Source organism: Lactobacillus selangorensis (genome assembly GCF_001437205.1).
GTDB lineage: Bacteria > Bacillota > Bacilli > Lactobacillales > Lactobacillaceae > Paralactobacillus > Paralactobacillus selangorensis.
On sequence record NZ_JQAZ01000007.1, the window covers coordinates 41,955 to 67,304 of the forward strand.

The following is a 25,350-nucleotide window of genomic DNA, read 5'->3' on the forward strand; positions in this document are numbered from 1 at the left end:
AGTTATTTACCTACCTTTTCTGTTTTTTGTTCTTTTGTAATTGCTCCAGGAATGGCTTTTAGAAGCCTTAAAATATTTGAATCATCGATTTTGCTTTCGTAGTAATTTTTTCGTTTCTTGTCGATCGTACGAAGATAACGTGATCCGATTTGTTGAGTGTGAATGACTAAATCGCAATTGCCATTCACAATGTTATAATACTTAGTTTTCAACGATGGAATTTCTTTTGTACTGCCATCGTCTTCAATTTTCTCAGCAACTCGACTGATATAAATCACATTGACTGGCATAGCTTTCAAGCTCATCACAAGTCCCTGTAATACCGAATTGAATGTGGCGTAGCCCTTGCCGTATGGAATATCTGAAAGAGCTTTGACATTAGCTTTTTGGCAAATTGCTTGTTCAATCAATGTAGCAACATCATCAATAACATCGATTACGATAGTTTCATATCCATAATCATCTTGACTGTTCATCGTTTCGATTTCTTTTGTAAACTCGTCAAGTTGTTCAATAACTGATTGACCAGTTTTTAAATCGTTTTTGAGCTGAATCGAGGGTGCTTCATTTGCCAGTGAATTCCCATCAGTATTGAGAAAAATTGGGTTTGGAAAATGTCCAGCTAAATAGCTCTTGCCGCTCATCGTCGCACCGTATATGAAGAAATTGTGCGGTGTGTCAATAGTTTGATGTGGCCGATTTTTTGGTAAAATCATTGTTTTATCAGTCCTTTCGCTTTTGCTTGGAAGTAAATCCAGCCTTTTTTATAGTTGTGTAATTCTGCATAAGCTTTTAGCTCAGCCATCGAGTGTAAATCGCCTGGTTTCTTATCAGCAACTGCTCGTATGGCATTGTTTTCAATAATTTTTTTTACACGGTCCTTACGTTTAGCAATGACTTTTTTTAATTCGGCGTCTTCTACTACTTCAATCTTTTTTTCTTCACCAAGATTTGCCCCGCAAAATGGACATGTATCGCCTTTTCGATAAAACGTTGCAAAACATTCTGGACAAACAGAAACTGATTTTACGGGAACAGCAGAGCTTGATTGTTCGGTTTTAGCAGTTCCAGTAAGTGACCACTCGCGGTCATCCGTTGGAAGTCCAAACCGTTCCACATTGCCCACATGGTCAATAATGATCGCTGTTTTACCTTCTCGCGGATTCATCGAGCGCATTGAAAACTGCAGGAATAGTGACAGTGATTGAGTTGGTCGAAGCATGATCACGCAATCCACATTGGGCAAATCAATGCCCTCAGTAAACAATTCAGCGTTAGTCACGATCCGAATCTTGCCGTCTTTATAGTCGGAAACGATTTTATTCCGTTCATCCTTATTTGTTTTCCCGGAAACTGCTCTGGCACTGATACCGGCCGCATTGAAGGCATTCGCTAATCGTTCGGCACTTGCAACGTTGTAGGTGTATGCAATAGCTTGCTTCCCGGCCGCTAACTTCTGATAGTTTTTAACGGCGTTACCATAAATTTTTGGTTTCAGCGCCTTTTCAATGCTATCTTCAGTAAACTCGCCAGTTCGTTTCGTCTTAAGCGCCGTATTATCAATCGCAATCGGTGCATAGTAGTCAACCGGTGCTAGTCGATCATGATCGATTAACCATTTAACCGATTTTCCTGTAATCAGCACATCCGCTACACTCTCGAACCCCTCACCGTTCAATCGGATCGGAGTAGCTGTGAAAAGTAGCTTGTAAGCATCCGGAAAAGCATCAAGTATTCGTAAATATGATTTCGCTAGAACGTGGTGAGCCTCGTCAACAAACAAAAAAGCCGGTTTAGGCAGCTTATCTACATGTCTGGTTAATGTTTGAACCATACCAACGGTAGCCAGATCCATGTCGACGCCCTGCTTTTGAAACGTCTCTTTGACTTGATCGACGATTTCTTTGCGGTGAACGATAAAGAGTACACGTCCACCGGTTAAAGTAGTTCGTCTAGCGATTTCAGCCATAATTACCGTTTTACCAGTCCGAGGTGGTTGCTGAACCATGATGGAGTGATGTCCTTTTTTCATTTCTTTTACGATTTTTTGAATCGTTTCTAGCTGATAATCACGAAGCTTATACATTAACGAATTCGCACGCTTTCTGTTTGTTGAAGTTCCGCTCCGTCTACCTGTTTACCGGCTTTTAAATCATCTTTTAAAGCCGAACTATCAAGCACTTCTTCATTGTGGAAATAGTTTTTATCGATTTTATCCCGATCTGAAATAACCATTTTCACCGGATTTTTTTGGATATAGATAGAGAAAAGTGGTGTTTTAAACTTGCGCTGATCAGTTTCAATCATGGCTTGTGAGAGTGCTTCTTTAAGCAGCTTCTGTTTGTTTTCGATTGCTACACGCCGATCGTGCAAGCGCGTTTCTTCTTCTTTTAAAGAAGCAGCATCCGCTTTTAACTGCGCATTTACTTTTGCATATCCGATTGCTTTATCTTCAAGAGAATCTGTGATACTGTCCATCGTGTCGTGAAAGACTGATGGATCGGTGTCTTCTTCCAGTTCAAGAAGTTGCTTATAAAATCCTGTGAGTTCATATAAAGTCGCCATTATTTGTCATCCTCCGTTAATCCAAGCTTTTTAAGAATCTTTTTATATTGGCTTTTTACTTTTTTGCGCTGAGAAAATGCTTCTTCAACATTTTCGCCTACCGCAACAGCGGTTAGATAATACATATCAGCTCGTCCGTGTTGATATGCCGCGTTCGCTAGTTCTCTGACTTCATCGCGACTGAATTCCATGTTATAATCCTCCTGTGAGTATTTTTGTTGAGTCCGTATGCCAGTACGGGCTATTTTTGTGCCTCTAAAACGGCGTGATAGCTTTTCAACATTTTTAGAATCTCATCGTATTTGCTGTATTTATTAGCTTTTTCATATTTGTCAAATTCATTGTCGATGAAGCCTCCAATACGATCATTGCCATGGCTATATGCAAAATCTAAACATTTAGTCAGTGTGAGGACCTCTTCAGGAATATTGCTTGTTGGTGCACCGGCGAATTTTAATTCACCGATTAAATATCCTAGATCCATCGCAATCGTTGTTTTTAATCCGTCCATCTATGCCACCTCCTTTCGCTGTTTATCCGCTATTTCCTTGATATGCCGGTTTGTAATGGCAATCAAGTCATCGAAACGGTGTGGGAATTCAATGTTTCCTTTTGCAAAACAGTTTCGTGCGTCAAATAAGTTCTTTAGCGTTTCTTGTGTTTTCATAATTTTTTCCTCCCTAAAAATCCGGTGTGTAGCGTTTTAGATTTTGAATTTTAGCAATATTTTGTCGATATCACGTCGGTCGTATCTGACCCACTGTGGCCCGACTTGAACGCGTTTCAACCCTGCTACTTCAAGCTCATGAAGTTTCTTGGATGAGCCGTTGATATACGTCTCGGCCTGCTTCGGAGTAAGTAGCGGTTGCTGAAATGACTCAAGCCATTGCAATACAGCCTTGCGGTTCGTCTCGATAATCCGATCGGTAATCTGTTGCTGCATCGCGTCACTTAAAATTGATAAGTTTGCATCCAACTCAAGCACTTCCTTTAGTTCATTTGTTATTTTCATGATGCTGACGCAATCAGAATAAATACGAACAGTGCCACCATGAATAGACACATAAAATCATTTAGGCTTTGTGGCATTAGGCAACTCCATCCTTTTCGATGAGTGGGAGTAGATCGTGTTCTTTCAGCAGTTGATACAAGAACAAACGACCCGCTTGTGTCCATTTGGTCAATACACGTGAATATGAATCGTCAATCGCGTAAGATGAGGTTTGTGTGTAACCCTTGTCCTGATATTTTGCATACAGTAACCAAATGTCACCTTGTCTGAATTGGACGCCGAATTCGTGTAACAACGAATTAAATTTGCGGGCACTCATGCCATAATCTTTGCTGATTTTACTGACCGATAACAGTGATTTACTCTGTAAGATCAGGTCATAATACGTGGCCTTTGGTTGTAGTTCGTTTACTTGTTGTTCGGCAAGCATCCGCCCTTCACGTTCTCGCTTTAGTTGTGTAGCAAGCTGGATGATTGTGTCCGGATCAGTTAATGCCTTCTCAATCGTGTCTGGCGTCATATAAGCACCATGCTTTCGAATTGTGGGCAAGACTTCCGATGTAACCCAATGTTTGAATTCCTTGGCGGATGGCAACTTGCTGGAAAGAATCAAACTGTATAGACCTGACTCGTTGATGATCGTTTGCTTTCTCATTTGACCTGAGGTACTGATTTGGTACTGCAGCCTATCTTCATCATCGACATGTGTGTTCAAATCTCGACTTCCATTTTGGTATCCCAAAATATCTGTCACATCTTTTCCAACAAAATATGGTTCATCATCAATCAAAACTGTTCGCACTTGATTGCCTTTGAAATCGAAGTTTTGCAATTCGTTCATTTTGATTCCTCCTTTGATTTATTCAAGATAAAAGTAGTTGTGACCCCAAGATAATCAGCAACTTCCTGAAGCCGATCCGCACGAGGCACACTTTTATCCCATTTAGAAATTGATCCATTGGCAAATTTCAGTTCGCGTTCGATATGTGCTACGCTGACTGACTTTTTTTGAGCCAATCCTTTGACCACGGTATAAACTGACATTGTTTCACCTCCATAAAATATTTTCTAAGAAAATACGCTCCATTTATTGACTTTTCTCCGAATATATTCTATTATCAGAGTGTAGTAAATAAGCCGATCGAGACGTGACTCGGCACGTAACCATAAGCGTTTTACCCACTACCGTTCAATTATTTGGTGGTTGTATTTTTTGTACTCCCTCAAGCACAAATACATGATACCATCGAATATATTCTGAAGTCAAGCCAAAGCGCAAAATATTTTCGGAGGATAAATCATGGAGAGTGTTTTATATAGGAGAATAAAAGAACTTACCCAAGAAAAGCACGAAAGTCTGGCTCAAGTTGAGCGTACACTGGGACTTTCTAACGGAATAATTTCTACATGGAAAACTGGGAAAGCTAGTGCAGACAAGGTCAAGTTGATCGCAAACTATTTTGGAGTAACGACTGATTATCTGCTTGGAAATTCAGATGAAACACATGGTGATAATCGTCCCAAACTCCAAAAAATCGCAAGAAACGCAAGTAAACTTGATGATTCTGATCTTTCTATGCTTGACGGGATTATGGAACAAATTTTTAAAGAAAAGTTCGATGACAATGATAAATAAAGTTCGATGGAGCTTCGTTCGCAATACTGCAATGAAAACTTTATCAAAATACAATTTGAACGTGGCCCCTCTTCCGATTCTGACACTAGCTGACAAGATTGGGGTGGCTATTATGACATATACTGAAATGTCAAAAATGCTCATTGACCACGGTTTTTCTGCGGACGAGAACTGGGTACAAGAACATTTGGCTGACGGTTCTATTGATGCCGCTCTGCTTGGAATGAGGGATAGATTGAATCAATATATCATTCTTTATAACGATGACACTACTACCCTTTCGATACAACGAATTCGCTTCACAATTGCGCATGAACTTGGGCATTTAATTCTGAAGCATCCCTTCATCAATGGAATTTCACGTGGAAAAATTAGAAAAGGCATGAGCAAATCGGAATATAGTGTTTTAGAAAAAGAAGCTAATTTATTTGCACAAAACATTCTCATTCCATACCCCGTTTTAAAGTCGGTCGATGTTTTATTGCCAAAAGAATATTTGCAATGTATTTTTGATGTAAGCTCTTCGGCATTAAATACAGCCTTAGACGAGTTCGAAAGCAAGCCATGGGCTCATCCAACTGTGTTTTCGAATAATTTTAGAATAGGTGGTCAGCGACTTTTAAACGAGCCACACCCTGCTCACGGTAGGGCCATTGTTTTTAACAGAGCATTTTGCGAAAATTGTCATTATTATTTTGCTTTTTTAAATTCGGAAAGTATAGGATGCTGTCCAATCTGCGGAAAAATATTGGATTTAGCAATTTCTTCAAGCAAAGAAACGTTTAATTTTCACGAAAAAAAGGAGTCAGAGACTATGATTTATAGCAAATTTATTTTAGACGAAAATAGTCGCGCCAAAATTTGTCCAGTCTGTCAAAATGAAGAAATAGAAAATGATATTTGCCAGATTTGTGGAACTTATTTGGTAAATCGATGTTCTGGTGTAAATCCTGATGAGACCTACTATCGGTACAATTCTACAGATTTTGCTAACGGAGACAACGAGGGATGCCAGCATTTACTAAGTGGAAATGCTCGTTACTGTCCTTATTGCGGTTCAAGATCAACCTTCTTTGAGCTTGGAATTCTCCAAAATTATCAAGATGAAATGGAGCAAAAGGTACAAAATCAACACAACAGAAACGTTACACCAATGATTGCCGAAGATTCAGACGATAATCTTGATTTTCTGGATGATATCGCTAACGATACTTTTTGAAATAAAAAAAATCCCCTACCCGTTCCAGCGAGTAAGGGATCACTTCTTTGATATATGTAGACAACGATATTATATCATTGGAGGAAATTATGAAAAAGGGAATAATTTTGGGTATTGTGAGCTTGCTGCTACTTTCCGGATGCGGAAAAGTGAATACTTCGGCAAGCAAGGAAGCTGCAAAGCATAGTCATGATTTAGAGCCGACTTCAGTTAGTAAGAAAAAAGACATTACGGTGTACCCGATCGACATCACAAGTATTTCTACAGACAAAAATATGAGCGACGATTGGAATGTCAAAGGCACCACAAAAGCACCAGACGGCTCTAAAATTATTGTCATGACAGACGGATTTAACAGCTCCGAGGCTAAAAACAGCGTTAAATGGCCGTCCGTAAAAAATGGAAAAGTTGACTTTGACATCTCTCTCGGCCTTGTAACGGGCTTTAACGATGATGGCGAAAATTCTGCAAAGATATTTGCCGTTCAAAATTACAATCACAAATATAGTGACGGTAACGTGTCCGGTTTAAAGAACAAAACAAAATCAATTAAATCCACGAAGCTCGCTTTAGATCAAACGCAAAAAGACTCTATGTCAAGCGCAAATAGCGTGGCTTCATCGTCTTCGTCTTCCACCGATCAAGGGCAAGCATACGCAGACAAATTAGCCTCTGTGGATAAAGGCACGGCGACAGATGTCACTTATGACGCTTCGACTAACACAGTAACTTGGACCGGCTATGATGACTGGGCCAACTGGAGTGATGGCGAACTTCAAAAATCGATGAATATTTTGCAAACTCGCTCGCTGAAATACGAAGCAAAATACGGCATTCAAAATGTAAAAATTGTCGTTCAATTGCCTGACGGAACAGTGATTGCGAAGAATTCAGATAGTGACTCTGAACTGCACTTTGTAAATTAAAAAAAAGACGTCTCCCCACCTTGGACAGTCCGGGAAACGTCAGCTAAAATCAATCGCTTCAAAAGCGGTCTCTTTTCTATACATAATTTTACCCCAATAAAGGAGGTGATGCCAGTTCCCATTTTAAAAAATCCGGTGTGTGGCGCATGAAAGGATGATAAAAAATGGCGACTTATGAAAAATATACAAAAGGTAAAAATAAAGCAACAGCATGGAAATGGCACGCATATCTGGGAACAAATCCCAAGACTGGCAAGAAAGTTCAAGGCCATCATCGTGGATTTGCTACCAAAGCGGCCGCTAAACTCGATTATGAGCGCTCACAGAGCAATTTCGACCGTTATGGGACAATGACACCAGTTCGGTTAGAAACATTCACAGACGTTTATAATGTGTGGTCTAAGGCGTATGAACAAACCGTTCGCTCTCCAACGTTTTACAAGGCAACTGCAATGTTTAAAAACCACATTCTGCCGTTTTTCGGGGATTTACGAATCGACCAAATCACGATGCAAGACTGTCAGGACTTTGTCAATCAAGTTCACAGAGAGCTTGTCAACTTCAAACAGTTCATTGGCCTTGCCGATCGTATTTTTCACTATGCACTTCATCTTCAGTTGATTGAAGTCAATCCGATGTCCGCAACGATCATCCCACATCGAAGAAAGAAAAACGATAAGAAAATCAAAAAGAATTTCTATGAGAAAGATGAACTCAAAGCATTCATCGATGCGCTCGATGACGCTGTAGAAAAACAGCCATCTGTGGATTGGGACAAAGCCCGCATTTTCTTACGTTTGCTGGCATTTACTGGCATCCGTAAAGGTGAAGCTATGGGACTACAGTGGCAGGATGTAAGCTTCGACGATCGTACGATCACGATCAATCATGCTGTTAAACGTGACGAAAATGGTCTCTACCTTGGTGAACCAAAGTCAGAAAACTCGTACCGTACAATTCGTATCGATTCAATCACTATGCAAGAGTTGCATGATTGGCGCAAAGAACAGCTCTCACGGTTCGCTGGCATCGGTGTAACAACACTTAAGCCTGATCAGCTAGTATTTACCGCGCAGGGCAAGAACTCGTTTCTAACGCCCTCTCGTCCACGCAAATGGATGAAAGATATTTCTGATCAGTATAGCATTCGGTTTATCACGGTTCACGGTCTGCGTCATACTCACGCTACCCTGCTCGCAGAATCAGGAGCAAATGCCGAACAAATCGCGGCTGAACTTGGTCACTATGACGGTTCTTTTTCACAAAAGCATTATATCCACACGACCGATCGTGAAAAAGATGCGACCGAAGACTTGTGGGAAAAACACATTAATTTCTAGACAATAAAAAAGAGCACCGGTCTCCCGATGCTCAAAAAACTGGTACACAAAATGGTACACATTTTGGTAAATAATGGTACTCAGTGGTATACCACTTGGTTTTGAAGATTGCTGTTATACCGGCTTTAGGTTGCCGGTAGTTCACAGTGGTATACCTAAAGTGGAGATGAGGGGGGTTGAACCCCTGTCCACACGTATTGCCACATCAGCTTCTACACTCATAGTTTCACTATTTGAAGTTCATAAAATCGCAGCGCCGTGAAGCCAGGCTAACGCAACTTTACTATCCTGCAAATCTCTTGTACATTCCTCAGGTGTCAGTCTGTACCGTAACCCAATTCATTTGAGACCCGGCTCCGAACCTTGGGTGAATCCGGACGGATCACGTTAAGCTGCTATTAGGCAGCTAAAGCGTAAGAATTTTCTTTGTTTGCAGTTATAATTAACTGTAACGTTGATGACGCAGCCGTAACCTGCGAAGTGCGGTCAATGCGCAACCTACGCGTGTCGAATCCGTAACATCCCCAAATCGTGTTACACATTTATTATAACAAATTATCAATTTTACGCAACTCATTCAGATCGCTGCTGCCGTTTTTGTTCGCCATAACGCCGCAATGCGTACACGCCCACGAGCCAGACGATGACCACAATCAATCCAATCAACGTTTCACGGCTCAATGCCAGCACTCCGAAGACAAAAAGCAGAAAAGCGAGCACTAAGTAGTCACTCCAAGGAGCAAACGGCAGTTTAAAGGTACTCTGCCGGCCTGCCGGCGTTTTCCGGAATTTCAGGTGCACGATAATGATCAGCCCCCAGATAAACAAAAACGAAATCGTTGATACCGTTGATACCAGCGTAAAGACGCCGCCTGGAAACCACATGTTCAGCATCACTGCCGCTGCAACAATAATCGTCGAAAAAGTCAGTGCATTCGCCGGAATGTGACGCCGTGATAATTTTCCCAATTTAGCCACCTGCCGGTTTTTACTGCCGTAAGTCAGTGACAGCAGCAGCCGTCCCGTCGTAAACAGTGCGCTGTTGCAAGCCGAAGCCGCCGCTGTAATAACAACCAAATTGATAATGTCAGCAGCACTGCGGATTCCCAGCACTGAAAAAACCTGCACAAATGGGCTTTGACTAGCTGTCGCATTTGTCCATGGATAAATGCACATGATTACAAACAACGAACCGAGATAAAAAAGAATGATCCGCAGCGGAATTTGATTGATTGCCTCCGGAATGACTTTGGTCGGATTCTGAGCTTCGGATGCCGTCATCCCGACCATTTCAATTCCGATAAAACTAAATGCAACCATCTGAAACGACATCACAAAACCCTTGCCGCCACGTGGAAAAATACCGCCGTACTGCCATAGATTCTGCAAGCTAGCATGCCCGACCGGTGTCTTAAAATGAATCAGAATCATCCAAGCCCCAATGACAATCAATCCGACGATTGCAACTACTTTGATCAATGCAAACCAGAATTCGGTTTCGCCGAATAATCCGACCGTAATCAGATTCAGCCCTAACAAAATGACCAAAATAACCAGTCCCGGAATCCACTGCGGTAAAGCGGGAAACCAGAATTTCATATATAGTCCGATTGCTGTGACCTCGGACATTGCTAATGCAATCCAGGAAAACCAATACGTCCAACCAGCGACAAACCCAATATCTTTGCCCAAATATTGATTGACAAAATCAATAATTGAGGGGTAGTCGAGGTTTGATAACAACAGGTCGCCTAGTGCCCGCATTAGAAAGAAACAAATGATCCCTGTGATCAAGTAAGCCAGCAAAATTGAAGGGCCAGCAAGATGAATTGCCTTGCCGGAACCGAGAAACAAGCCGGTCCCGATTGTGCCGCCGATCGCAATTAGCTGAACGTGCCGGCCTTTCAGATTACGTTCCAAGTGGGGTTCATTATTACTCATGGTTCAATTTCCTCCTCAAGTATTCTTGAAGCCTCTATTTTACCACTTTTGAAACAACGACCTTACGTCCAGCAGCTTGTTTCTGTAAAAATTGTGTTAATTGGTCCTGTGATGTCCGGAAATAGAACCGATTGGTAATAAAATCGCCTGCTTTGACTTCGACATATTGCACAGCCGAATCTTTGGTGGGATAAATAACAAATTCACTGACGCCAGTAAAGGCCCGTGTGCTGGTGGCACCGCCGATGATCCACGTTTTAGTGAATCCCTGCTGCCGCAGCCCAAATAAAACCAGTACGATCACAATAAAAATCCCGCTGATATAGTCGCTCGGCGTACGGCTCAGCCAAATCGTGCCGATCAGGATCAAAACGGCCCAGCCAAGTAAAAAGCCACGCCAAAAACGATTCGGCAGTGCTCGAAACACGAGCCGCAGCTGTACCGCCACAAAAATCGCTAATAATGCCAAGGCCACAATAATATAAAGCCAATCCAGCATTCGATCGTCCTCCTTATGAAAAGAGGATGCAACCTAAGTCACGTCCTCTTTTTAAAACCCAATTTACTTGTCGCCCCATTTTGAAAGCAATTACTTCTTAATCAATTTAACGACATCTTCGGCGATGACAATTTCTTCATTCGTCGGAATGACCATGACAGTCACCTTTGAATCAGGGGTACTGATAATCCGTTCGATTCCCTCTTCATCGTTCTGTTTGGCATCGATTTTGACCCCAAAATAATCCAATTGATCGCAGATCCGTTTGCGCATGACTGGATCGCCTTCACCAATTCCGCCGGCAAAGACCAAAGTGGTAACCCCATGCATAATCGCCGCATATGAACCAAAGTATTTGACGATTCGATTGGTAAAGATATCGATCGCAAGCTGTGAACGATCACGTGTAAAGCGTGTCTTTTCGAGGTCACGCATATCTGGCGACAGCCCAGAGATTCCTAAGATTCCTGACTTATGGTTGAGCATATCAACAATCTCATCGGTGCTGACATTCAGCTTTTTCTTCAGAAAGGCCACCAGCGAAGCGTCAATGTCGCCGGAACGAGTCGCCATCGTGATGCCGGCTAATGGCGTAAAGCCCATCGAAGTATCCAAAGATTTGCCGTCTTCAATGGCACACATTGAGGCGCCGCTGCCCAAATGCATCGCAATAATCTTGAGGTCCTTGAGCGGCTTGTTCAAAATCTCGCCGGCACGCTTGGATAAGTAACGATAGCTCGTCCCATGCGCCCCATATTTGCGGACGCCATATTTTTCATAATATTCATACGGAATGCTGTATAAGTAATTGACTGGCGGCATCGTCCGATGGAAGGTCGTATCAAAGACGGCCACTTCCGGCACACCAGGCAGGAGTTTCATAAAGGCAGCAATCCCGTCTGCTTCAGCTGGATTATGCAAGGGCGCATAGTCGCCCAGACTCCGGATTTGATCCAGCACATGCTGATCCACTAAAGTCGAATCCGTAAAAATATTGCCGCCGGAAACGACTCGATGCCCGATTCCTTTAATCTCATCGTCGGCACCGATCACCTTAAATTCCTTCAGTTTGTCCAAAATAAATTTGGCCGCTGCATCATGGGATTCAATCTTGATGTCCTGTTTATATTTCGGCTGATCGCCATAAGTCATCGAGAACGTCGAACCTGGCATGCCCATCCGATCAACCATCCCCTTGGCAAGCTTGGTCTTGGTATCCATGTCGATCAATTTAAACTTCAGTGTAGAGCTTCCAGCGTTGATTGCGAGTATCTTTAACATTATTTTCCCCTCTTTAGTTCAAGTTTTGCGCTTTCCATTGTCGAATCTCAGCAGTGTACCGTGCGAAGGCCTTCTGATCCGTGAAATCTGGGAATTCACCCAGCAAGACTTCCTTGACCTGTTTGGCCTGCGGACCCTTTTTTTGCAGGATCAGAATGGCCTTTTGCGTTTCTTCAGAATGGAACAAGGACTTCGGCAGGTTTAAGAAGCCCTGCAGATAGACATTGTCCTTCATCCACTGCATAAAAATCTGGGCCTGCTCCGAATCGAACAGTTTGCTTGGCACTAAGAAAAAGCCGAAGCCGTCTTCCGTCAGATACCGCATGCTCTGTTCAATCAGCAGATGATGGGCGAACGAATGACCCTTATCGGCCTTCGTCTGGTATTTCTGCACCCGCTTGTCGAGCGGATAATACCCCACCGGCAAATCTGAAATGGCGACGGCGGCTTTTGAAACGACTAACGGATCGATCGCATCTTGATGAAAGAGTTCGACCGGCAAATGCTGCAGCGCACTGCTGATACTTGCCAATTCCAACAGGTCTTCATCATTATCGATGCCATACCCTTTAATGTCCAACTTTAAGTTCTGACGCAGCTGATTTTCAACGGTCGTTAGTAAATTGCCTGTCCCCACAGCCACATCCAATAAGGCATCGCCATTATGGAGTGTGGTCAGTGTTTCTACCAAAAATGCCATCAGATAGCCCAGTGTATCTGGCGTCATCTGTTTATTGGCCTCGACCTTCAGATCACGCATGCCTTTTAAAACAGACAGCTGAAAGGCCTGGCGAATTTGATCGTTGCTTAATCCGGCCAGGTCCATCTGTGCATAAATCGTTTGTAATTTAGCCTGATCGGCGGCGTCGGGAAGGCCGTCTTCAACCTGCACCCGGTGCTGAACTAAGTTGTTGCCGTTTTCGATCAGCGCATCCAAATAAGAACTGCGTAAACTCCGTTGCAGAAGTTCTGTTGATTCATCCATTTGTTTAAAAAAGGTTTCAACTTTATCTTCCGCCATTTCTTCACTCCTCACGCAATGATTTTGTTTATATTCTAACGATTTTTACGTCGTTAGGCAAGAAGCATCACTCCGCAGAAGTGTTTGGAAGCGTTATTTGATACCCATTTTTTAAAGTAATTTCATACTGATCAGCCGGTGCAGCGACCACCGTCCCCAATGACGTTGTTAAGCGTGTTTTCTTTTCAGTCCGTCCGATGTGATACAGCACTTCGGCTTGATAATGGTCCTTCAATAATTGATACGTATGCAGCCGCTGCTGATAAATGATTTGAATCGCACCGATTAGCAGCAGCGACGTGCTTAATAATAAAACGCTCGTCAGCAGCACACTAGCTTTATTTTGTTTCAACATACCACACCTCGTGATAAGTTTGATGATGCGAAGAACGAATTTTCAGGTCCAGCCAAGGTTCTTGATACGTGGCCTTAAAACTGCTGACTGAATCCAGCAATGGCATGTGCCCGCCCTGATGACTGGTCAGGCGTAAAAGGTCTTCGTACGGCTCCAAACGATACGTGGCTTGCTGCACTTTGCCCTTCTTATCTTTAACGGGGACCAGAAAGCTGACCACGGACTGGTCATGATCATTTGCCTTGATTTCTTTGAAACGGACGTTCTCCGTTTCCAGCCATTCATCAAGCTGCAGCACAGCAACTTCCCAATTGGCTGTTTCCTGAGCCGCTGTTTTCTGCTGAAACCGCTGGAATAAATCGACCTCCCAAGCAATCGTCCGGACCGATAACAGCAGCACGAATAAAGCACATACAACTTCCAGCATTGTAAACGCTGGCCGTCTACCAAACCACTTTGAATTGGATTTCATTATTCTGATCCACCACCTGCCATTCGCCTTTAGCCCGTTTCAAACGATACGGTCCCGTCTGCGGCGCCGTTTTCCAACGACTGTCACGGGCGGCCGTCCGCAGAATCTGCACTTCACGCTGGCGCTTTTGCAGCTGCTGGCTGCTTTGCTGCAATATCGTGCTAAATGTGAGTAATCCCAGCAGGACTAGCAGCAGGCCGACGATACTTTCCATTAAAATAAATGCCTTATGGCGCATCCCGTTCACTAAGCAGCCCCCATTTCATCTGCACCGCAAATTCATGCGTCGGCGGTTTTGGTGTGAGCGACGAATTAAACTGCAGCGTTAGCGGCTGCATATTCCGTTTCAAACTGATCTTTTTCTTGCCTTTTTCACCGCCCACATACGTCAGCGTTTTCGGCAACGACAAAGTTGCGATTGGTTTGGCTGTCCCATCCATCTGACGCTGCCGGTATACAAAGGCATGCTTGCTCGGAACATAATACAAATTGATGATTGCATTCCGCATAAATGCTTCTTCACGGATTGCCGCCCATTGATGGCGAAACTGCTGATAAAATTGTTTTTCGGCCTGAACCTGCGTAAAATGCTGCCATTGGATTGTCGGAATCCCAATCATCAGGCAGACGATCAATAAGACAATTGTCGTTTCCAGCAGGGTCACGGCCGTTCTCATTTGCCGGAACGTGACACCACCCCATCTTTAATCGTGATCTGTGCTTCATTCGCTTGTTTTAACTGCCGATCACTTAAATATTCATCATTCAAATCGGCCAAGGTTGCCGGTGGATGCCCTGTATCTTCCTCATACAAAGTGGCTTGTGTTTCGACGGTTGTGACCAAGGCGTCATTCGTTTTAACTTCTGCATTGCGTCGTTGTTTCGACACATTCGGCAGGACCAGCAGCATCAATAATGAAATGATGAACAACACGATCACCATTTCAATCAATGTAAAAGCTTTGTGTTTTTTGAAAAACATCATAATCCCTCCATCATTTGATAAAGCGGTAATAAAATACTGAGATAAACACAGACGATCATCACGGCAATCACGACGAAAATCAGCGGCTGCACATGGATTAGCGCCCGTTCCAGTGCTGCTAGCAATTGTTCATACCGTAATTGCGCCAGCATTCCCACCTCTCGGGCCATTTGCTGCCGCTGACCGCCGTTGACAATCAGATAGTCGAGTTCAGATGGGATAAAGGGCGACTCCCGAATGATTTCATTCAAAGAAGCTCCTTGTTTCAACCGGGTTGTTGTCGTAGTCCCCACCACCGACAACAGCGACGCTTCCTGCAATCCCGTCGTTAATTGCAACATTTGCTCCAAATGCAGGCCGTTGCCAATCAGCAGTGCCAGATCAAACGTTAAACAATACTGGTGGTACAGCTTCAGCAGCGGTCCGACGATCGGCCAGTGCAGCTGTTTTTTCAGCCGCTGTTCTAATGGTAATTGTCTTAACAAAAACCACTGCAGTCCCATCCAAAGCAAACCGCTCAGAAATAGCATTCCTAACCCCAGCCAGACCCAATCAGCCAGCGAACGTTTGTTAGCCGTCGTCGACATACCAGTGATTTCCGGCAGAACAATCACCTTGACGAGAATCATTAGAATGCCTAAAAAAATGAGAATGACACATGGATAAGCCAGCAGCTGCTGCAGTTTGCGCAATTGCTGCTGTTTGGCCTGCTGCAAACGACCTAATTGTTTTAAACACTGTGCCAGTTGTCCATGCTGCTGAGCTAGTTGAATCTGCTGGGTCAAATCGGTCTGCATGCCTAATGCTGCTAAAGCCGCCGCCAATTCTTCCCCAGCTGCTAATTGGTTCTCTAAGGCCGCTAATAACGGCCGTTGTTTGGGAAAGAGCGCCTGAAAAAAGTGAACACTTTGCCGCAGCGAAAAACCATTTGTCAAAAAGACCCCCAGCTGGGACAGAAAAAGCGCCGTAAAATGGGTCGTAAAACGTGCTTGCGTCCTAACCGTACCAAAATTGCTGCCGGGTTTGTGCATCGATACTGCCATGCCGTTGTGCCTCCTGCAAGTTCTGCTGCCACTGCTGTAACGGATTTTCGTCAGTTTCAAATTGCGTTTGCAGATCATATAAAACGGCTGTTTCGCCATTCGTACGGGGCATGAGTCGTTGGTAACACGCCGCATTCAGCGCCATCCGCAGTTCTTCCGGCCGTACCCCAAAATCGGTCAGCCGGGCCCAGATTCCTTGGGCACTGCGCGCATGGACGGTACTGAAAACCAAATGGCCGCTCAAAGCGGCTCTGACGGCTGCGATTGCTGTCTTATGGTCACGGATCTCACCGATAATCAGAATTTCGGGCCGGTGCCGCAAGCTTGCCTTTAACAACTTGGGATAACTCATTTTGGCATCCAGATTTACTTGGACCTGCAGAAAATCAGGCATGTAGATTTCAATTGGATCTTCGATGGCCATGACCAGTTTGTCCTGTTGCAGTTGTCGTGCTAAGTAATACATCGTCGACGTTTTTCCTGCTCCCGTCGGCCCGGCAAAAACAATCAAGCCACGCTGCTGACATTGTTCCTGCAATTGCATCATTTGAGCTGGCAACAGACAATTCAGCTGTTCCCGCAATGGATAAATGAAACGGATTACCAAACTCTCGCGATTTAAAAAGTTACCGACACTCGCCATCCGCAAGTAAATCGTCTGGCCAGAATCCTTGATCTGCCAAGCACCTAATTGCGGCCGCCGGTGTTCGGTTAAATCCATTTCGGCATTAAACTTAAGATGGTTCAGAATGCGTTCCGCCCAGTCATCGGAAATTTCCTCTGGCGGCAGATACCCCTCCTGTGTGCGTCGTTTCAATAAATATCCCGAACGCTGCGGCAAAAAGTGCAGATCCTGCACGCCCTTTCGACAGCATTCGATTAAGATGGACTTCGCTAATTTTTCAAATTCGATCATCGCCATCCCTCCTTCTCATTCATAATTACGCAAAAAAAGACACAAACCGTTTTTGGTTTGTGTCTTTTCCATTCATAAATTTATTTAGCTTCAGAATCTTCTGGGAATGTGCCAGCATAGTAAACATCCTGCACATCATCATCGTCTTCAAGCTTATCGATCATATTATCAAATTGTTCAACCTTATCGGCTGGAATTTCCGTCTTCGTCTTTGGAATCATGGTCAATTCAGCTGTTTCCAACTTGTAACCCTTCTTTTCCAAAGCATCCCGAACGGCGGCCAAGTCTTTTTGATCAGTGTAGATTTCAAAAGCATCATCAGATGTTTGCAAATCTTCGGCACCGGCTTCAAGAACATCTTCGAGCATTTGGTCTTCATCGACATCTAAACCTTCACGGGAAATGACGATGTAGCCCTTGCGATCGAACATGTAGCTGACCGAACCAGCTGCACCCATGTTACCGCCGCTACGAGTGACCGCAACACGGACAGCCGAGTTCGTCCGGTTTTTATTATCCGTTAATGTATGAATCAAAACTGGAATGGCACCTGGGCCATAAGCTTCGTATGTGATCTCGTCGTAATGTGTGTCGTCTCCGCCTTCAGCTTTATCCAAAGCACGTTTGATGTTGACTTTCGGCATATTGGCAGCACGTGCCTTATCCATGACCAGCCGCAAGGATGGGTTATCGGCGGGGTCAGGACCACCACTTTTTGCAGCCATGAATAACTCACGAGATAATTTTTGGAAAATTTTTCCACGCTTAGCATCCTGCGCATTTTTGCGCCCTTGGATGTTATGCCATTTTGAATGTCCTGACATATTTCTCCCTCTTTCCACCAATTTCTATTTTTTCTGTCTGAAAAATTTGGTCAAGAACCGTTAATAGTATAGCAAAAAAACCGAATGGTGACAATAACCCCTCCGGCTTTTATTAAAACGATTTCTTTTCTATTGTCCCCAGTACATCCGCTGGAAAAATTGTTCCGTATTCGGTTCTTTCAGATAGATTTTGTGCCACTGCGAATATGGAATGACCGTTCCGCCGGCATGTCCAGGAATCAGGTAATACTCATTATATTCCCAGTCATTCGACTGCGACGCCACCTGCCAAATCAAATGCCGGTGGGGAACCTCAAGATACTGCAATGTTACCTTGGCATAGCTCTTTTGCTTGTCTTGCGTCTGAAAGTACAAGTACGCCACTTGAAGCTGGCGAGCCTGCTGCATATCGTGCGCATCCCGCATTAACGGCACTGCCTGTCCAAGTGCTGCTGCCATGAGCAGCACTGTCAGCCACAGTGTCCCCTGCGAGCTAAGCTGCTCGCCAACCGTCTCGCTAATCAGCAGCAATGTAAATAAAATCAGCAGAATGTAAGAGGCAAAAAAGCAGCGAGGCCCGACTGGCGAAGCAACTGCGAACGGTGCCACCAGCAAAATAGCCATCACCAAATAACTCGTCAGTTCGGCCGCCTGCTTGTGCGGCAAGCAGCGCCACAAAAAAACAAGCAGGGCCACGAAATAGAGCAGCGTCAGCCCCATATTCACATTCAAAATCAAATGGGTGTGGGAAATGCCGGTTGTCCGCAGAAAAATCTGATAAAGGGGTTCCAGCCACAAAGAAACGCCCAGCAGCACCTTATGGCTTAGTTTCCAATCCGCACGCACAATCAGAAACAGCGCCACAACACTGACGACCAGCAGAATCAGCAGATTCTTACTGGCCAGATTGGTAAACAGTGTATTGCGAATCGTCGCCAAAACGGTGTCCAGCGACAGCTTCACATGCCGGTATTGGTCGGCATTTTTAGCGACCGAATGATACGCCCCATCACTGAACATCAGCAGCGCACCAATCACGCTGCCGGCCGCATACCCCCATAAGAAACGGGCCTTTTGTTTTTGAAAATACCAAAAATAACCGAGTGCGGCAATACTCAGCACCACATTGAAAAGCGTAATATGTTCGGCAAAGAACTGCCCTAGAATCGCCAGCGGCAAAATGAACGCCGTTAGCCAGTAATCAGTTCTTTTGCGCAACGGCACACTTTGATAATAAAGATACTTACGGAACAGATACAGCATTCCCAACGGCACTAGGACAGAAGGCACGTAATTGACAAATCCGGCATTCCAGCCGAACGTTTGGGCAAATAACGTGACCGGCATTCCCATCAGCAGGACAAAACTGCCGACCGTATAGAACAAACGCCGTTTCGGAAAAAACAGGCTAATCAAATAAAGGATTCCCGTAAACCCGGCCGCATAAACAACAATTTTAAACCACCGGACCCGCATCATCGTAATAATCAGCCAGTCCCCTAAATAACGACCATCGTAAGTCAGCCAGCGGCCGCTCTTAAAATAATTTGCTCCGAATCCGCTGGCCCAGCCAAAATCATCGCCCGTAATGGGCAACGTTGCCGATAAATACGCAAAAAAAGCAAAACTCAGGGCTAGAAAAAGCCAGACCAACCACTTAAGGCTGCCTTTACCACCCTGCTGGGCCGAACGACTACGTGTTGTCAAAAAGGTCTCCTCCTATACGGTTCCATCCGCATTATCCGTCATCAGAACAGCAAAAAAGCCGTTTTTTCAACTAATAATGCTCAAATTCACTTCAAGCATACCAAAAAAAAGACGACCTGACTATTTTAACGCTATTTATTTTCAGAAAAGTGCAAGACCCCACCGTTGTTTAAAACATTTATCTCAGGAAAAGTCAGCAATGACTTGGGCATTAAAAGCTGGGTCGTCCAGCAAATCCTCAACATCATAATTGAACTCAGCCGTGTGTTTGTGTGGCGCCTTGATTTTTGTAGTCGCACCAGCTTTGAACAATTCATATTCGGGATCAATGTGCCCAATATCCACCAGCCAGTATCCTTTTAATGCAAGGTCGCCCACAATCGCCTTAGCAGTCGGTCCTAACATCAATAAAATCAATTTATGCTGGCCGTACTTTTCAATTGCTGCTTCAATCTGAGCAATCTTGCCATATGCATCGCGTTGCGGCCCGATAATCCGCTGAATCGATTTGGCTCCTTTAAACAGGTCGTTGCCTTCGCCGGAACGAGTATTGCTGCCTTCTACAATTAAAATGTCCCGCCCCGCCCAAATCTTTTTAAGCTGGTCAAAATTATGAACGGCTTGGTTATGGTCGATCAAATCAAAATAAGGCCGTGAAATAAAGGCATTCCCATAAAACCCAGATGTATCAATGCCGGCAAATAATTGCTGGTGGTCGTTGCGCCGCCGCAGCCAAAAGTCGTGAGCCGGTTTGCGGTATTTGCTGATATCTCCAAAGACATCCGGCAGTCCGATTACCAATTTGTCATCGGATTGATACGCCAGCAGTTTTTTTAATTTTTGCGCTAAATTTTCATCATAAACTTGCATGGGAATGCTTTTCCCATGCATGATATCGACTTCTCCGTCGCCAAAACGAGCAATGGACGCATGATGCTTCCGTAAATAATCACATGTATCGGGGATACTCAGCACATGCATATTGCCGATGGTATCCGCTCTCTCGACGGGTTTTTTTACTCCGATATCGGTCACCATCTTTTCAATAGCGACCAGTGCCTGACGTGTAAAATAGCCATTCCGCAAAAGCTGTGCAAAGGATTGTACCCGTTCTTGATACTCATGGATGGTTGTATCGCTTAAGGACTTCAGCAGCCCATCCACGTCCTTCACTGATTTAAGCGTCCAGCCCAAATGATTGATTTTGATAAAACCCGCAAGGGCGGACTGCTCCCAAACAATAATCGGCATGCCTAACGCCAAAAATGCTGCGGCAGCATAAGAACTACGATATTTTGCATACTCGTTTTTCTCCAAAACCAGCCCAATAAACAACGGCATTTTTTGAATACTTTCCCGCACCGACTGTGTTTGAATATTGTTCACATTCGCCGGCAGATTTAACTTTTTTTCGTGCCTGCCAACACCAATCAGCGGCGTTTTTTGCTGCCACGCTGTTAAAATATTCGTTTGCGCAGCAGCATCTAGAACGACCACACTGCGTTCCGACAGTTTCTGATTCATGTTCCGAGCTGTCCGAAAATCTCCTACATACTGCAGAACAATTGGCGTGTTCACCCCATCAGCACGCAGTTTGGTGCGCATTCTTTCGGACGGAACAATTAAAGCTTTGGCCAAATTGAAAAGGCGCACTTCATCAAAACCAGGATTATAGCCATAATGTAAACTGTGATAATCACGAACTAAAATGACCAGTTTAGTTTGTCGATAGGCCACATGCTCGATAAAGGAAACTTCAAATTGTGCATCGATTTCTGAAGGGTATTGATAAACAAACAAATCATTCGGCATCACACTCGCTGTCAGTCCATCAATGCGTGCGCCCAATGCGGCATAGCTTTCCTGACCACGTTCATATCTGCGAATATCAACATATTGATACCCCGTCTCATGAGCGATTTCAGCAAAGTCATCTCGCGACTTCGACAATCCGCTGTCTTCATCCTGTAACAATCTTGACACCCATTTTGTCATTCTAGTTCCTCCCGCACTCAAAAAGAGATTCACTTAAGCAAAATTCACACATTTTAATCGCTTAGATCCACCAACACTTGCTGCTTAAAGATTGGATCATCAATGTGGTCGGTCACATTCTCATCAAAATTATGTTCTGCAGTGTGTTTATTGGGCAGCACCACTTTCGTAGTCGCGCCCATTTTAAACCATTCATATTCCGAATCAATATGTCCGATATCAATCAGCCAGTTTTCCTGACGATACAAATCGCCAACAATTACCTTCGCAGTCGGCCCCAGCATTAATAAAACCAATTTATGCTGCCCATATTTTTTAATAGCAGCTTCAATCGCTGCTTTTTTTTGATAGGCATTTCGAGCCGGACATAAAATACGTTCAATCGTGTGCGCATCTGCAAATAAATCGTTGCCGATTCCTGAACGAGTGTATTTTCCTTCGACAATCAAAATATCGCGTCCATACCAGCGATCCTTTAAATCGGCAAAGTAATTCTTAGCAGGTGTTTTATCCGCTAAATCCATATAAGGACGTGAAATAAACGTACTGCCATGAATACTGTCGGTAGCGATTCTGCTTTTTACAAACTTTTGATTTGAAAACCGATTCTTATAAAAACGCTGGACGGATTTTTGATAACGATTCAAATTTTGAAAAACATCCGGAATGCAAATCAACAATTGGTCACTGGACGGAGACGCTAAAAGATTGGCTAATTGCTGGGCTAACTCAGGATCATAGTCTTGATAGGGAATACTTTTTCCTCTAATAAGGTCAAACTCGCCATCCCCAAACCGCACCACTGAAGCATGATTTTCTTTAATGAAGGTCAATGTCGCATGAATTCCCATCACCTGGACCGGCGGTAAAACATTTGTGGAAACATTCAAAACATTTGCTGCCACAGTCTCTTCAACTTCAATCAACAGTTTCCGGGTAAAAAAACCATTTCGTAATAAAATGGCAAAATGCTGCACTCTTTTTTGCAACTGTTGCAAGTCCTCATCCGATAATGTATCCAAAATCTGGTCAATCTCTTGACGGGTCTGAATGACATAGCCTACCTGATAAGCACTGACAAGAGCAGCAATTGCTGAATCAGACCACACAAAAACCGGCATGCCCATCCCTAAATAAGCAAAAACCTCATACGGCAGATTATAGGACGTATAATCTGAGCCCTGCCAGGCAATGCCGAATGTGTTCGTTAATTTCTGAACCGCCTGCGCCAAATTAGCGGCTGGTTCAGCGCTAACTTTTTCAGCCGTCTGTTCCGGATTGATTTTCCCCACTGCAATCAAATCGGTATGCTGCGTCCAATCCTGTAAAAGCGTCTGATGCTCAAAGTTGCCAAGCAGGGTGACTGCTCGTTCTGGCAATGTATCGTCAAAATCTCGTTTGGTTAAAAAATCCCAGCCTGTTTGCAAAATAATCGGCGTTTTAACACCGTCATTTCGCATTTGGTCCCGCATCGCCGCTGTTGGAACAACCACAGCACACGCCATATTAAACAGGCGCACCTCATCAAAACCCGGATTGTAGCCAAAATGAAGCCGGCGGTAATCCTGCACGACCGGCACAAAGTGGACGCCACGGTAAACGACATGTTCCGTAAAGGAAACCTCGAACTGGTCATCAATTCCGGATGGATATTGGTATATCAAAAGGTCTCCTTTTTCAACGGCCGCCGTCATCCCTTCGATATGGGCGCCTAAAGCCTGATAAGATTCATTCTGACGGTCATACCGTTCAATATTGACATATTGATAACCCATTGTGTGTGCGATTGTGGCAAAATCGGTTTCCTTCTTTAAGGAAGCTGGTTCATTTTTAGCCGGGATAATTTTTGTCACCCATTTTGTCATTACTTCTATCCCCTCTTACTTGCTTGATAAATCCAGCACAACTTGTTTATTAAAGTCGGGATTATCCATTAATTCTTCCGAATCCAAATCGATTTCAGCAGTATGTTTATGCGGAATTTTAACCCGCTCCGAAACGCCTAATTTGAACCATTCATATTCAGAATCAATATGGCCAATATCAATCAGCCAGTCATTCGTTGCTAATAAATCATACACAATAATTTTTGCAGTCGGCCCTAACATGACTAAAACGAGCCGGTGCTGCCCAAATTTTTTAATGGCTGTTTCAATGGCGGCCAATTTTGAAAAAGCATTCGTCGATGGACACAAAATCCGTTCGATTGAACGTGCGTCGGCAAATAAATCATTTCCTTCGCCCGAACGCGTATTTTTGCCTTCAACAATTAAAATATCACGTTGATACCATAAGTCTTTCAATTGTTCAAAATAAGACTGAGATGGATAATGATCTTTTAAATCCAAATACGGACGTGAAATAAAGGCACTTCCATAAACACCACTTGTGTCGATGCCCTTAAATAATTCAGCTGTGTTGCGTCGTCTGCGCTGCCAAAAATATTGCGTTGAGTCTTTATACTTGCTTAAATCGGCAAAAACATCCGGCAAACAAATCAAAAGCTTTTCATCAGACTGATAGGAAACAACTTCTTTTAGTTTTTCTGCTAACACAGGATTATCCCGCTGCAGCGCAATGTCGTTGCCTTTCATAATTTCAAATTCGCCATCGCCGAAGCGTGCGACCGACGCATGATGTTCTTTGATATATGTCAGGGTTTCAGGAATGCTCAACACATGAATATTGCCAACGGGTTGTTCCGTTAATTTCTGTTCAAAATGCCATGTATCTTTAAAAACACTTTTTTCAACTGCTGCAAGCAGCAAACGTGTAAAGAAACCATTCCGCAGCAAGCGTCCGAACCCTTGAACCCGTTGTTGCAGTTCCTTGAGCGTTTGTTCGTTTAGAGACGAAAAAAGTGCTTCGCTTTCGTTTAAAGACTGAATCACATAACCTAAATGATTATGACTAATTAATTTGGCAACGGCCGAATTCTGCCACGCAATCCCCGGCATTCCCATCGCAAGATACATAAAGACTTCGGGCGCTAAGGAATAGCGCGAATATGAATCCGCTGGCTGGGCCACCCCAAAATCACTTGTAGCATTTTTAGTTTTCCAAACGGCGCAGCTAGAATCCGCTTGGCTAGCCGGATGAATCTTTTTCTGCAGCTGCTCTTTTGAAAAAGGCTTCGTGGTCAAAAAATCCCAGCCATTCTGCAGGACAAGCGGTGCGGTGACGCCATCCGTCCGCATCTGTTGCGCCATCTGTTCTGTTTGAACCACAACACAGCTTGCCATGTTTAGAATCCTAATTTCATCAAAACCAGGATTTTCTCCATAATGCAGATGTTGATAATCATAAACAACCGGCACAAATTTAATTTGACTGAAAACAACGTGTTCTGCAAAAGAAACTTCAAATTGTTCATCAATTGCGGATGGATACTGATAGACCAGCAAATCACCAGGTTATACGGCCGCTAAGTAGCCATCGATACGCTTGCTGAGGTCATCATAGGACTCGCCGGTCCGATCATAAGCACGAATATTCACATACTGATAGCCCATCTTATGAGCAATCTTCGCAAAGTCTGTTTTTAATTTTAATGACAAATTGCTATCACTTGAAAAAAGACGTGTCACCCATTTTGTCATACTTTTTCCTTCCC

29 protein-coding genes, 1 other RNA gene and 1 pseudogene are annotated in these 25,350 nt (G+C 43.9%); 4 read left to right on the forward strand and 27 right to left on the reverse strand.

From position 1 onward, the window contains the following. Positions 1–2: 2 nt before the first annotated feature. The 9 genes from IV40_RS08925 to IV40_RS08960 all read right to left on the reverse strand — a co-directional run bounded on the left by IV40_RS08925 (position 3) and on the right by IV40_RS08960 (position 4,621). Complete coding sequence (locus IV40_RS08925; protein WP_057770771.1) at positions 3–716, reverse strand: AAA family ATPase; 714 nt, start codon at positions 714–716, stop codon at positions 3–5. Then, on the reverse strand, positions 713–2,086 hold the full coding sequence (locus IV40_RS08930) for a DEAD/DEAH box helicase (RefSeq protein ID WP_057770773.1): 1,374 nt from the start codon (positions 2,084–2,086) through the stop codon (positions 713–715). The genes IV40_RS08925 and IV40_RS08930 overlap by 4 nt, the downstream gene beginning before the upstream one ends. Beyond that, complete coding sequence (locus IV40_RS08935; RefSeq protein ID WP_057770776.1) at positions 2,086–2,565, reverse strand: siphovirus Gp157 family protein; 480 nt, start codon at positions 2,563–2,565, stop codon at positions 2,086–2,088. The genes IV40_RS08930 and IV40_RS08935 overlap by 1 nt, the downstream gene beginning before the upstream one ends. After that, complete coding sequence (locus IV40_RS08940) at positions 2,565–2,756, reverse strand: hypothetical protein (RefSeq protein ID WP_057770778.1); 192 nt, start codon at positions 2,754–2,756, stop codon at positions 2,565–2,567. The genes IV40_RS08935 and IV40_RS08940 overlap by 1 nt, the downstream gene beginning before the upstream one ends. Positions 2,757–2,806: 50 nt before the next feature. Further along, positions 2,807–3,076, reverse strand: a complete 270-nt coding sequence (locus IV40_RS08945) for a hypothetical protein (protein WP_057770780.1) — start codon at positions 3,074–3,076, stop codon at positions 2,807–2,809. Then, positions 3,077–3,232, reverse strand: a complete 156-nt coding sequence (locus IV40_RS10790; RefSeq protein ID WP_156404268.1) for a hypothetical protein — start codon at positions 3,230–3,232, stop codon at positions 3,077–3,079. It abuts the gene before it with no gap. Between the two features lie 36 nt (positions 3,233–3,268). After that, the gene (locus tag IV40_RS08950; protein ID WP_057770782.1) at positions 3,269–3,541 is read right to left on the reverse strand and encodes a hypothetical protein; all 273 of its coding nucleotides are present in this window, start codon (positions 3,539–3,541) and stop codon (positions 3,269–3,271) included. 112 nt (positions 3,542–3,653) lie between these two features. Then, a complete protein-coding gene (locus tag IV40_RS08955; protein WP_057770784.1) occupies positions 3,654–4,418 on the reverse strand; it encodes a phage antirepressor in 765 nt (254 codons plus the stop codon). Then, positions 4,415–4,621, reverse strand: coding sequence for a transcriptional regulator (locus tag IV40_RS08960; RefSeq protein WP_057770786.1), 207 nt, complete (start codon positions 4,619–4,621; stop codon positions 4,415–4,417). The genes IV40_RS08955 and IV40_RS08960 overlap by 4 nt, the downstream gene beginning before the upstream one ends. A 256-nt stretch (positions 4,622–4,877) precedes the next feature. Here IV40_RS08960 and IV40_RS08965 point away from each other — a divergent pair, with 256 nt between their 5' ends. From IV40_RS08965 to IV40_RS08980, 4 genes are all read left to right on the forward strand, one after another. Further along, positions 4,878–5,213, forward strand: a complete 336-nt coding sequence (locus tag IV40_RS08965; protein WP_057770788.1) for a helix-turn-helix domain-containing protein — start codon at positions 4,878–4,880, stop codon at positions 5,211–5,213. Positions 5,214–5,325: 112 nt separating this feature from the next. Continuing rightward, positions 5,326–6,432, forward strand: coding sequence for an ImmA/IrrE family metallo-endopeptidase (locus IV40_RS08970; RefSeq protein ID WP_162258854.1), 1,107 nt, complete (start codon positions 5,326–5,328; stop codon positions 6,430–6,432). An 89-nt stretch (positions 6,433–6,521) separates the two neighbouring features. Beyond that, on the forward strand, positions 6,522–7,358 hold the full coding sequence (locus tag IV40_RS08975; protein WP_057770792.1) for a hypothetical protein: 837 nt from the start codon (positions 6,522–6,524) through the stop codon (positions 7,356–7,358). A gap of 164 nt (positions 7,359–7,522) precedes the next feature. Next, positions 7,523–8,698 carry a site-specific integrase gene (locus tag IV40_RS08980; RefSeq protein WP_057770794.1) on the forward strand — a complete coding sequence of 392 codons (1,176 nt, stop codon included), beginning with the start codon at positions 7,523–7,525 and terminating at the stop codon, positions 8,696–8,698. 158 nt (positions 8,699–8,856) lie between these two features. Here IV40_RS08980 and ssrA read toward each other — a convergent pair. From ssrA to IV40_RS11045, 18 genes and pseudogenes are all read right to left on the reverse strand, one after another. Continuing rightward, positions 8,857–9,224: a transfer-messenger RNA gene (gene ssrA, locus IV40_RS10630) on the reverse strand. A gap of 47 nt (positions 9,225–9,271) precedes the next feature. Continuing rightward, a complete protein-coding gene (locus tag IV40_RS08985) occupies positions 9,272–10,639 on the reverse strand; it encodes an amino acid permease (RefSeq protein ID WP_057770796.1) in 1,368 nt (455 codons plus the stop codon). Positions 10,640–10,673: 34 nt separating this feature from the next. Beyond that, positions 10,674–11,138, reverse strand: a complete 465-nt coding sequence (locus IV40_RS08990) for a hypothetical protein (RefSeq protein ID WP_057770798.1) — start codon at positions 11,136–11,138, stop codon at positions 10,674–10,676. Positions 11,139–11,228: 90 nt separating this feature from the next. Beyond that, entirely contained in the window at positions 11,229–12,419 is a 1,191-nt protein-coding gene (locus IV40_RS08995) for an acetate/propionate family kinase (protein ID WP_057770800.1), read from the reverse strand. A 13-nt stretch (positions 12,420–12,432) separates the two neighbouring features. Next, complete coding sequence (locus IV40_RS09000) at positions 12,433–13,440, reverse strand: class I SAM-dependent methyltransferase (protein WP_057770802.1); 1,008 nt, start codon at positions 13,438–13,440, stop codon at positions 12,433–12,435. A 67-nt stretch (positions 13,441–13,507) separates the two neighbouring features. Next, a complete protein-coding gene (locus IV40_RS09005; RefSeq protein ID WP_057770804.1) occupies positions 13,508–13,795 on the reverse strand; it encodes a hypothetical protein in 288 nt (95 codons plus the stop codon). After that, complete coding sequence (locus IV40_RS09010; protein WP_082617972.1) at positions 13,779–14,267, reverse strand: ComGF family competence protein; 489 nt, start codon at positions 14,265–14,267, stop codon at positions 13,779–13,781. Before IV40_RS09010 ends, IV40_RS09005 begins: the two co-directional genes overlap by 17 nt. After that, complete coding sequence (locus IV40_RS09015) at positions 14,239–14,514, reverse strand: hypothetical protein (protein WP_057770807.1); 276 nt, start codon at positions 14,512–14,514, stop codon at positions 14,239–14,241. The genes IV40_RS09010 and IV40_RS09015 overlap by 29 nt, the downstream gene beginning before the upstream one ends. Next, positions 14,495–14,932 (reverse strand): hypothetical protein, encoded by a 438-nt coding sequence (locus IV40_RS09020; protein ID WP_156404269.1) that lies wholly within the window; start codon positions 14,930–14,932, stop codon positions 14,495–14,497. Before IV40_RS09020 ends, IV40_RS09015 begins: the two co-directional genes overlap by 20 nt. 8 nt (positions 14,933–14,940) lie before the next feature. Then, positions 14,941–15,249: a competence type IV pilus major pilin ComGC gene (comGC, locus tag IV40_RS09025; RefSeq protein WP_057770811.1), complete on the reverse strand. Its 309-nt coding sequence runs from the start codon at positions 15,247–15,249 to the stop codon at positions 14,941–14,943. Further along, positions 15,249–16,295: a type II secretion system F family protein gene (locus IV40_RS09030; protein ID WP_057770813.1), complete on the reverse strand. Its 1,047-nt coding sequence runs from the start codon at positions 16,293–16,295 to the stop codon at positions 15,249–15,251. Before IV40_RS09030 ends, comGC begins: the two co-directional genes overlap by 1 nt. Beyond that, positions 16,249–17,211, reverse strand: a complete 963-nt coding sequence (comGA, locus tag IV40_RS09035) for a competence type IV pilus ATPase ComGA (protein WP_082617970.1) — start codon at positions 17,209–17,211, stop codon at positions 16,249–16,251. Before comGA ends, IV40_RS09030 begins: the two co-directional genes overlap by 47 nt. A gap of 80 nt (positions 17,212–17,291) precedes the next feature. Continuing rightward, positions 17,292–18,035: a YebC/PmpR family DNA-binding transcriptional regulator gene (locus IV40_RS09040; protein WP_057770816.1), complete on the reverse strand. Its 744-nt coding sequence runs from the start codon at positions 18,033–18,035 to the stop codon at positions 17,292–17,294. Between the two features lie 129 nt (positions 18,036–18,164). Continuing rightward, entirely contained in the window at positions 18,165–19,742 is a 1,578-nt protein-coding gene (locus IV40_RS09045; RefSeq protein ID WP_057770818.1) for a DUF6056 family protein, read from the reverse strand. 183 nt (positions 19,743–19,925) lie between these two features. Continuing rightward, complete coding sequence (locus tag IV40_RS09050; protein WP_057770819.1) at positions 19,926–21,737, reverse strand: SP_1767 family glycosyltransferase; 1,812 nt, start codon at positions 21,735–21,737, stop codon at positions 19,926–19,928. 53 nt (positions 21,738–21,790) lie between these two features. Further along, positions 21,791–23,602, reverse strand: coding sequence for an SP_1767 family glycosyltransferase (locus IV40_RS09055; RefSeq protein ID WP_057770821.1), 1,812 nt, complete (start codon positions 23,600–23,602; stop codon positions 21,791–21,793). Positions 23,603–23,617: 15 nt separating this feature from the next. Continuing rightward, positions 23,618–24,766: an SP_1767 family glycosyltransferase gene (locus IV40_RS09060; RefSeq protein ID WP_476737439.1), complete on the reverse strand. Its 1,149-nt coding sequence runs from the start codon at positions 24,764–24,766 to the stop codon at positions 23,618–23,620. Positions 24,767–24,904: 138 nt separating this feature from the next. Next, positions 24,905–25,336 (reverse strand): annotated as a pseudogene (locus IV40_RS11045) (glycosyltransferase); the annotation flags it as partial. Positions 25,337–25,350: the final 14 nt, after the last annotated feature.

Bases quoted from the DNA above. Each gene is read 5' to 3' on its own strand.
- IV40_RS08925 (WP_057770771.1), bottom strand. From the start codon at position 716: ATGATTTTACCAAAAAATCGGCCACATCAAACTATTGACACACCGCAC.
- IV40_RS08930 (WP_057770773.1), bottom strand. From the start codon at position 2,086: ATGTATAAGCTTCGTGATTATCAGCTAGAAACGATTCAAAAAATCGTA.
- IV40_RS08935 (WP_057770776.1), bottom strand. From the start codon at position 2,565: ATGGCGACTTTATATGAACTCACAGGATTTTATAAGCAACTTCTTGAA.
- IV40_RS08940 (WP_057770778.1), bottom strand. From the start codon at position 2,756: ATGGAATTCAGTCGCGATGAAGTCAGAGAACTAGCGAACGCGGCATAT.
- IV40_RS08945 (WP_057770780.1), bottom strand. From the start codon at position 3,076: ATGGACGGATTAAAAACAACGATTGCGATGGATCTAGGATATTTAATC.
- IV40_RS10790 (WP_156404268.1), bottom strand. From the start codon at position 3,232: ATGAAAACACAAGAAACGCTAAAGAACTTATTTGACGCACGAAACTGT.
- IV40_RS08955 (WP_057770784.1), bottom strand. From the start codon at position 4,418: ATGAACGAATTGCAAAACTTCGATTTCAAAGGCAATCAAGTGCGAACA.
- IV40_RS08960 (WP_057770786.1), bottom strand. From the start codon at position 4,621: ATGTCAGTTTATACCGTGGTCAAAGGATTGGCTCAAAAAAAGTCAGTC.
- IV40_RS08965 (WP_057770788.1), top strand. From the start codon at position 4,878: ATGGAGAGTGTTTTATATAGGAGAATAAAAGAACTTACCCAAGAAAAG.
- IV40_RS08970 (WP_162258854.1), top strand. From the start codon at position 5,326: ATGACATATACTGAAATGTCAAAAATGCTCATTGACCACGGTTTTTCT.
- IV40_RS08975 (WP_057770792.1), top strand. From the start codon at position 6,522: ATGAAAAAGGGAATAATTTTGGGTATTGTGAGCTTGCTGCTACTTTCC.
- IV40_RS08980 (WP_057770794.1), top strand. From the start codon at position 7,523: ATGGCGACTTATGAAAAATATACAAAAGGTAAAAATAAAGCAACAGCA.
- IV40_RS08985 (WP_057770796.1), bottom strand. From the start codon at position 10,639: ATGAGTAATAATGAACCCCACTTGGAACGTAATCTGAAAGGCCGGCAC.
- IV40_RS08990 (WP_057770798.1), bottom strand. From the start codon at position 11,138: ATGCTGGATTGGCTTTATATTATTGTGGCCTTGGCATTATTAGCGATT.
- IV40_RS08995 (WP_057770800.1), bottom strand. From the start codon at position 12,419: ATGTTAAAGATACTCGCAATCAACGCTGGAAGCTCTACACTGAAGTTT.
- IV40_RS09000 (WP_057770802.1), bottom strand. From the start codon at position 13,440: ATGGCGGAAGATAAAGTTGAAACCTTTTTTAAACAAATGGATGAATCA.
- IV40_RS09005 (WP_057770804.1), bottom strand. From the start codon at position 13,795: ATGTTGAAACAAAATAAAGCTAGTGTGCTGCTGACGAGCGTTTTATTA.
- IV40_RS09010 (WP_082617972.1), bottom strand. From the start codon at position 14,267: ATGAAATCCAATTCAAAGTGGTTTGGTAGACGGCCAGCGTTTACAATG.
- comGC (WP_057770811.1), bottom strand. From the start codon at position 15,249: ATGTTTTTCAAAAAACACAAAGCTTTTACATTGATTGAAATGGTGATC.
- IV40_RS09030 (WP_057770813.1), bottom strand. From the start codon at position 16,295: ATGGCAGTATCGATGCACAAACCCGGCAGCAATTTTGGTACGGTTAGG.
- comGA (WP_082617970.1), bottom strand. From the start codon at position 17,211: ATGATCGAATTTGAAAAATTAGCGAAGTCCATCTTAATCGAATGCTGT.
- IV40_RS09040 (WP_057770816.1), bottom strand. From the start codon at position 18,035: ATGTCAGGACATTCAAAATGGCATAACATCCAAGGGCGCAAAAATGCG.
- IV40_RS09050 (WP_057770819.1), bottom strand. From the start codon at position 21,737: ATGACAAAATGGGTGTCAAGATTGTTACAGGATGAAGACAGCGGATTG.
- IV40_RS09055 (WP_057770821.1), bottom strand. From the start codon at position 23,602: ATGACAAAATGGGTGACAAAAATTATCCCGGCTAAAAATGAACCAGCT.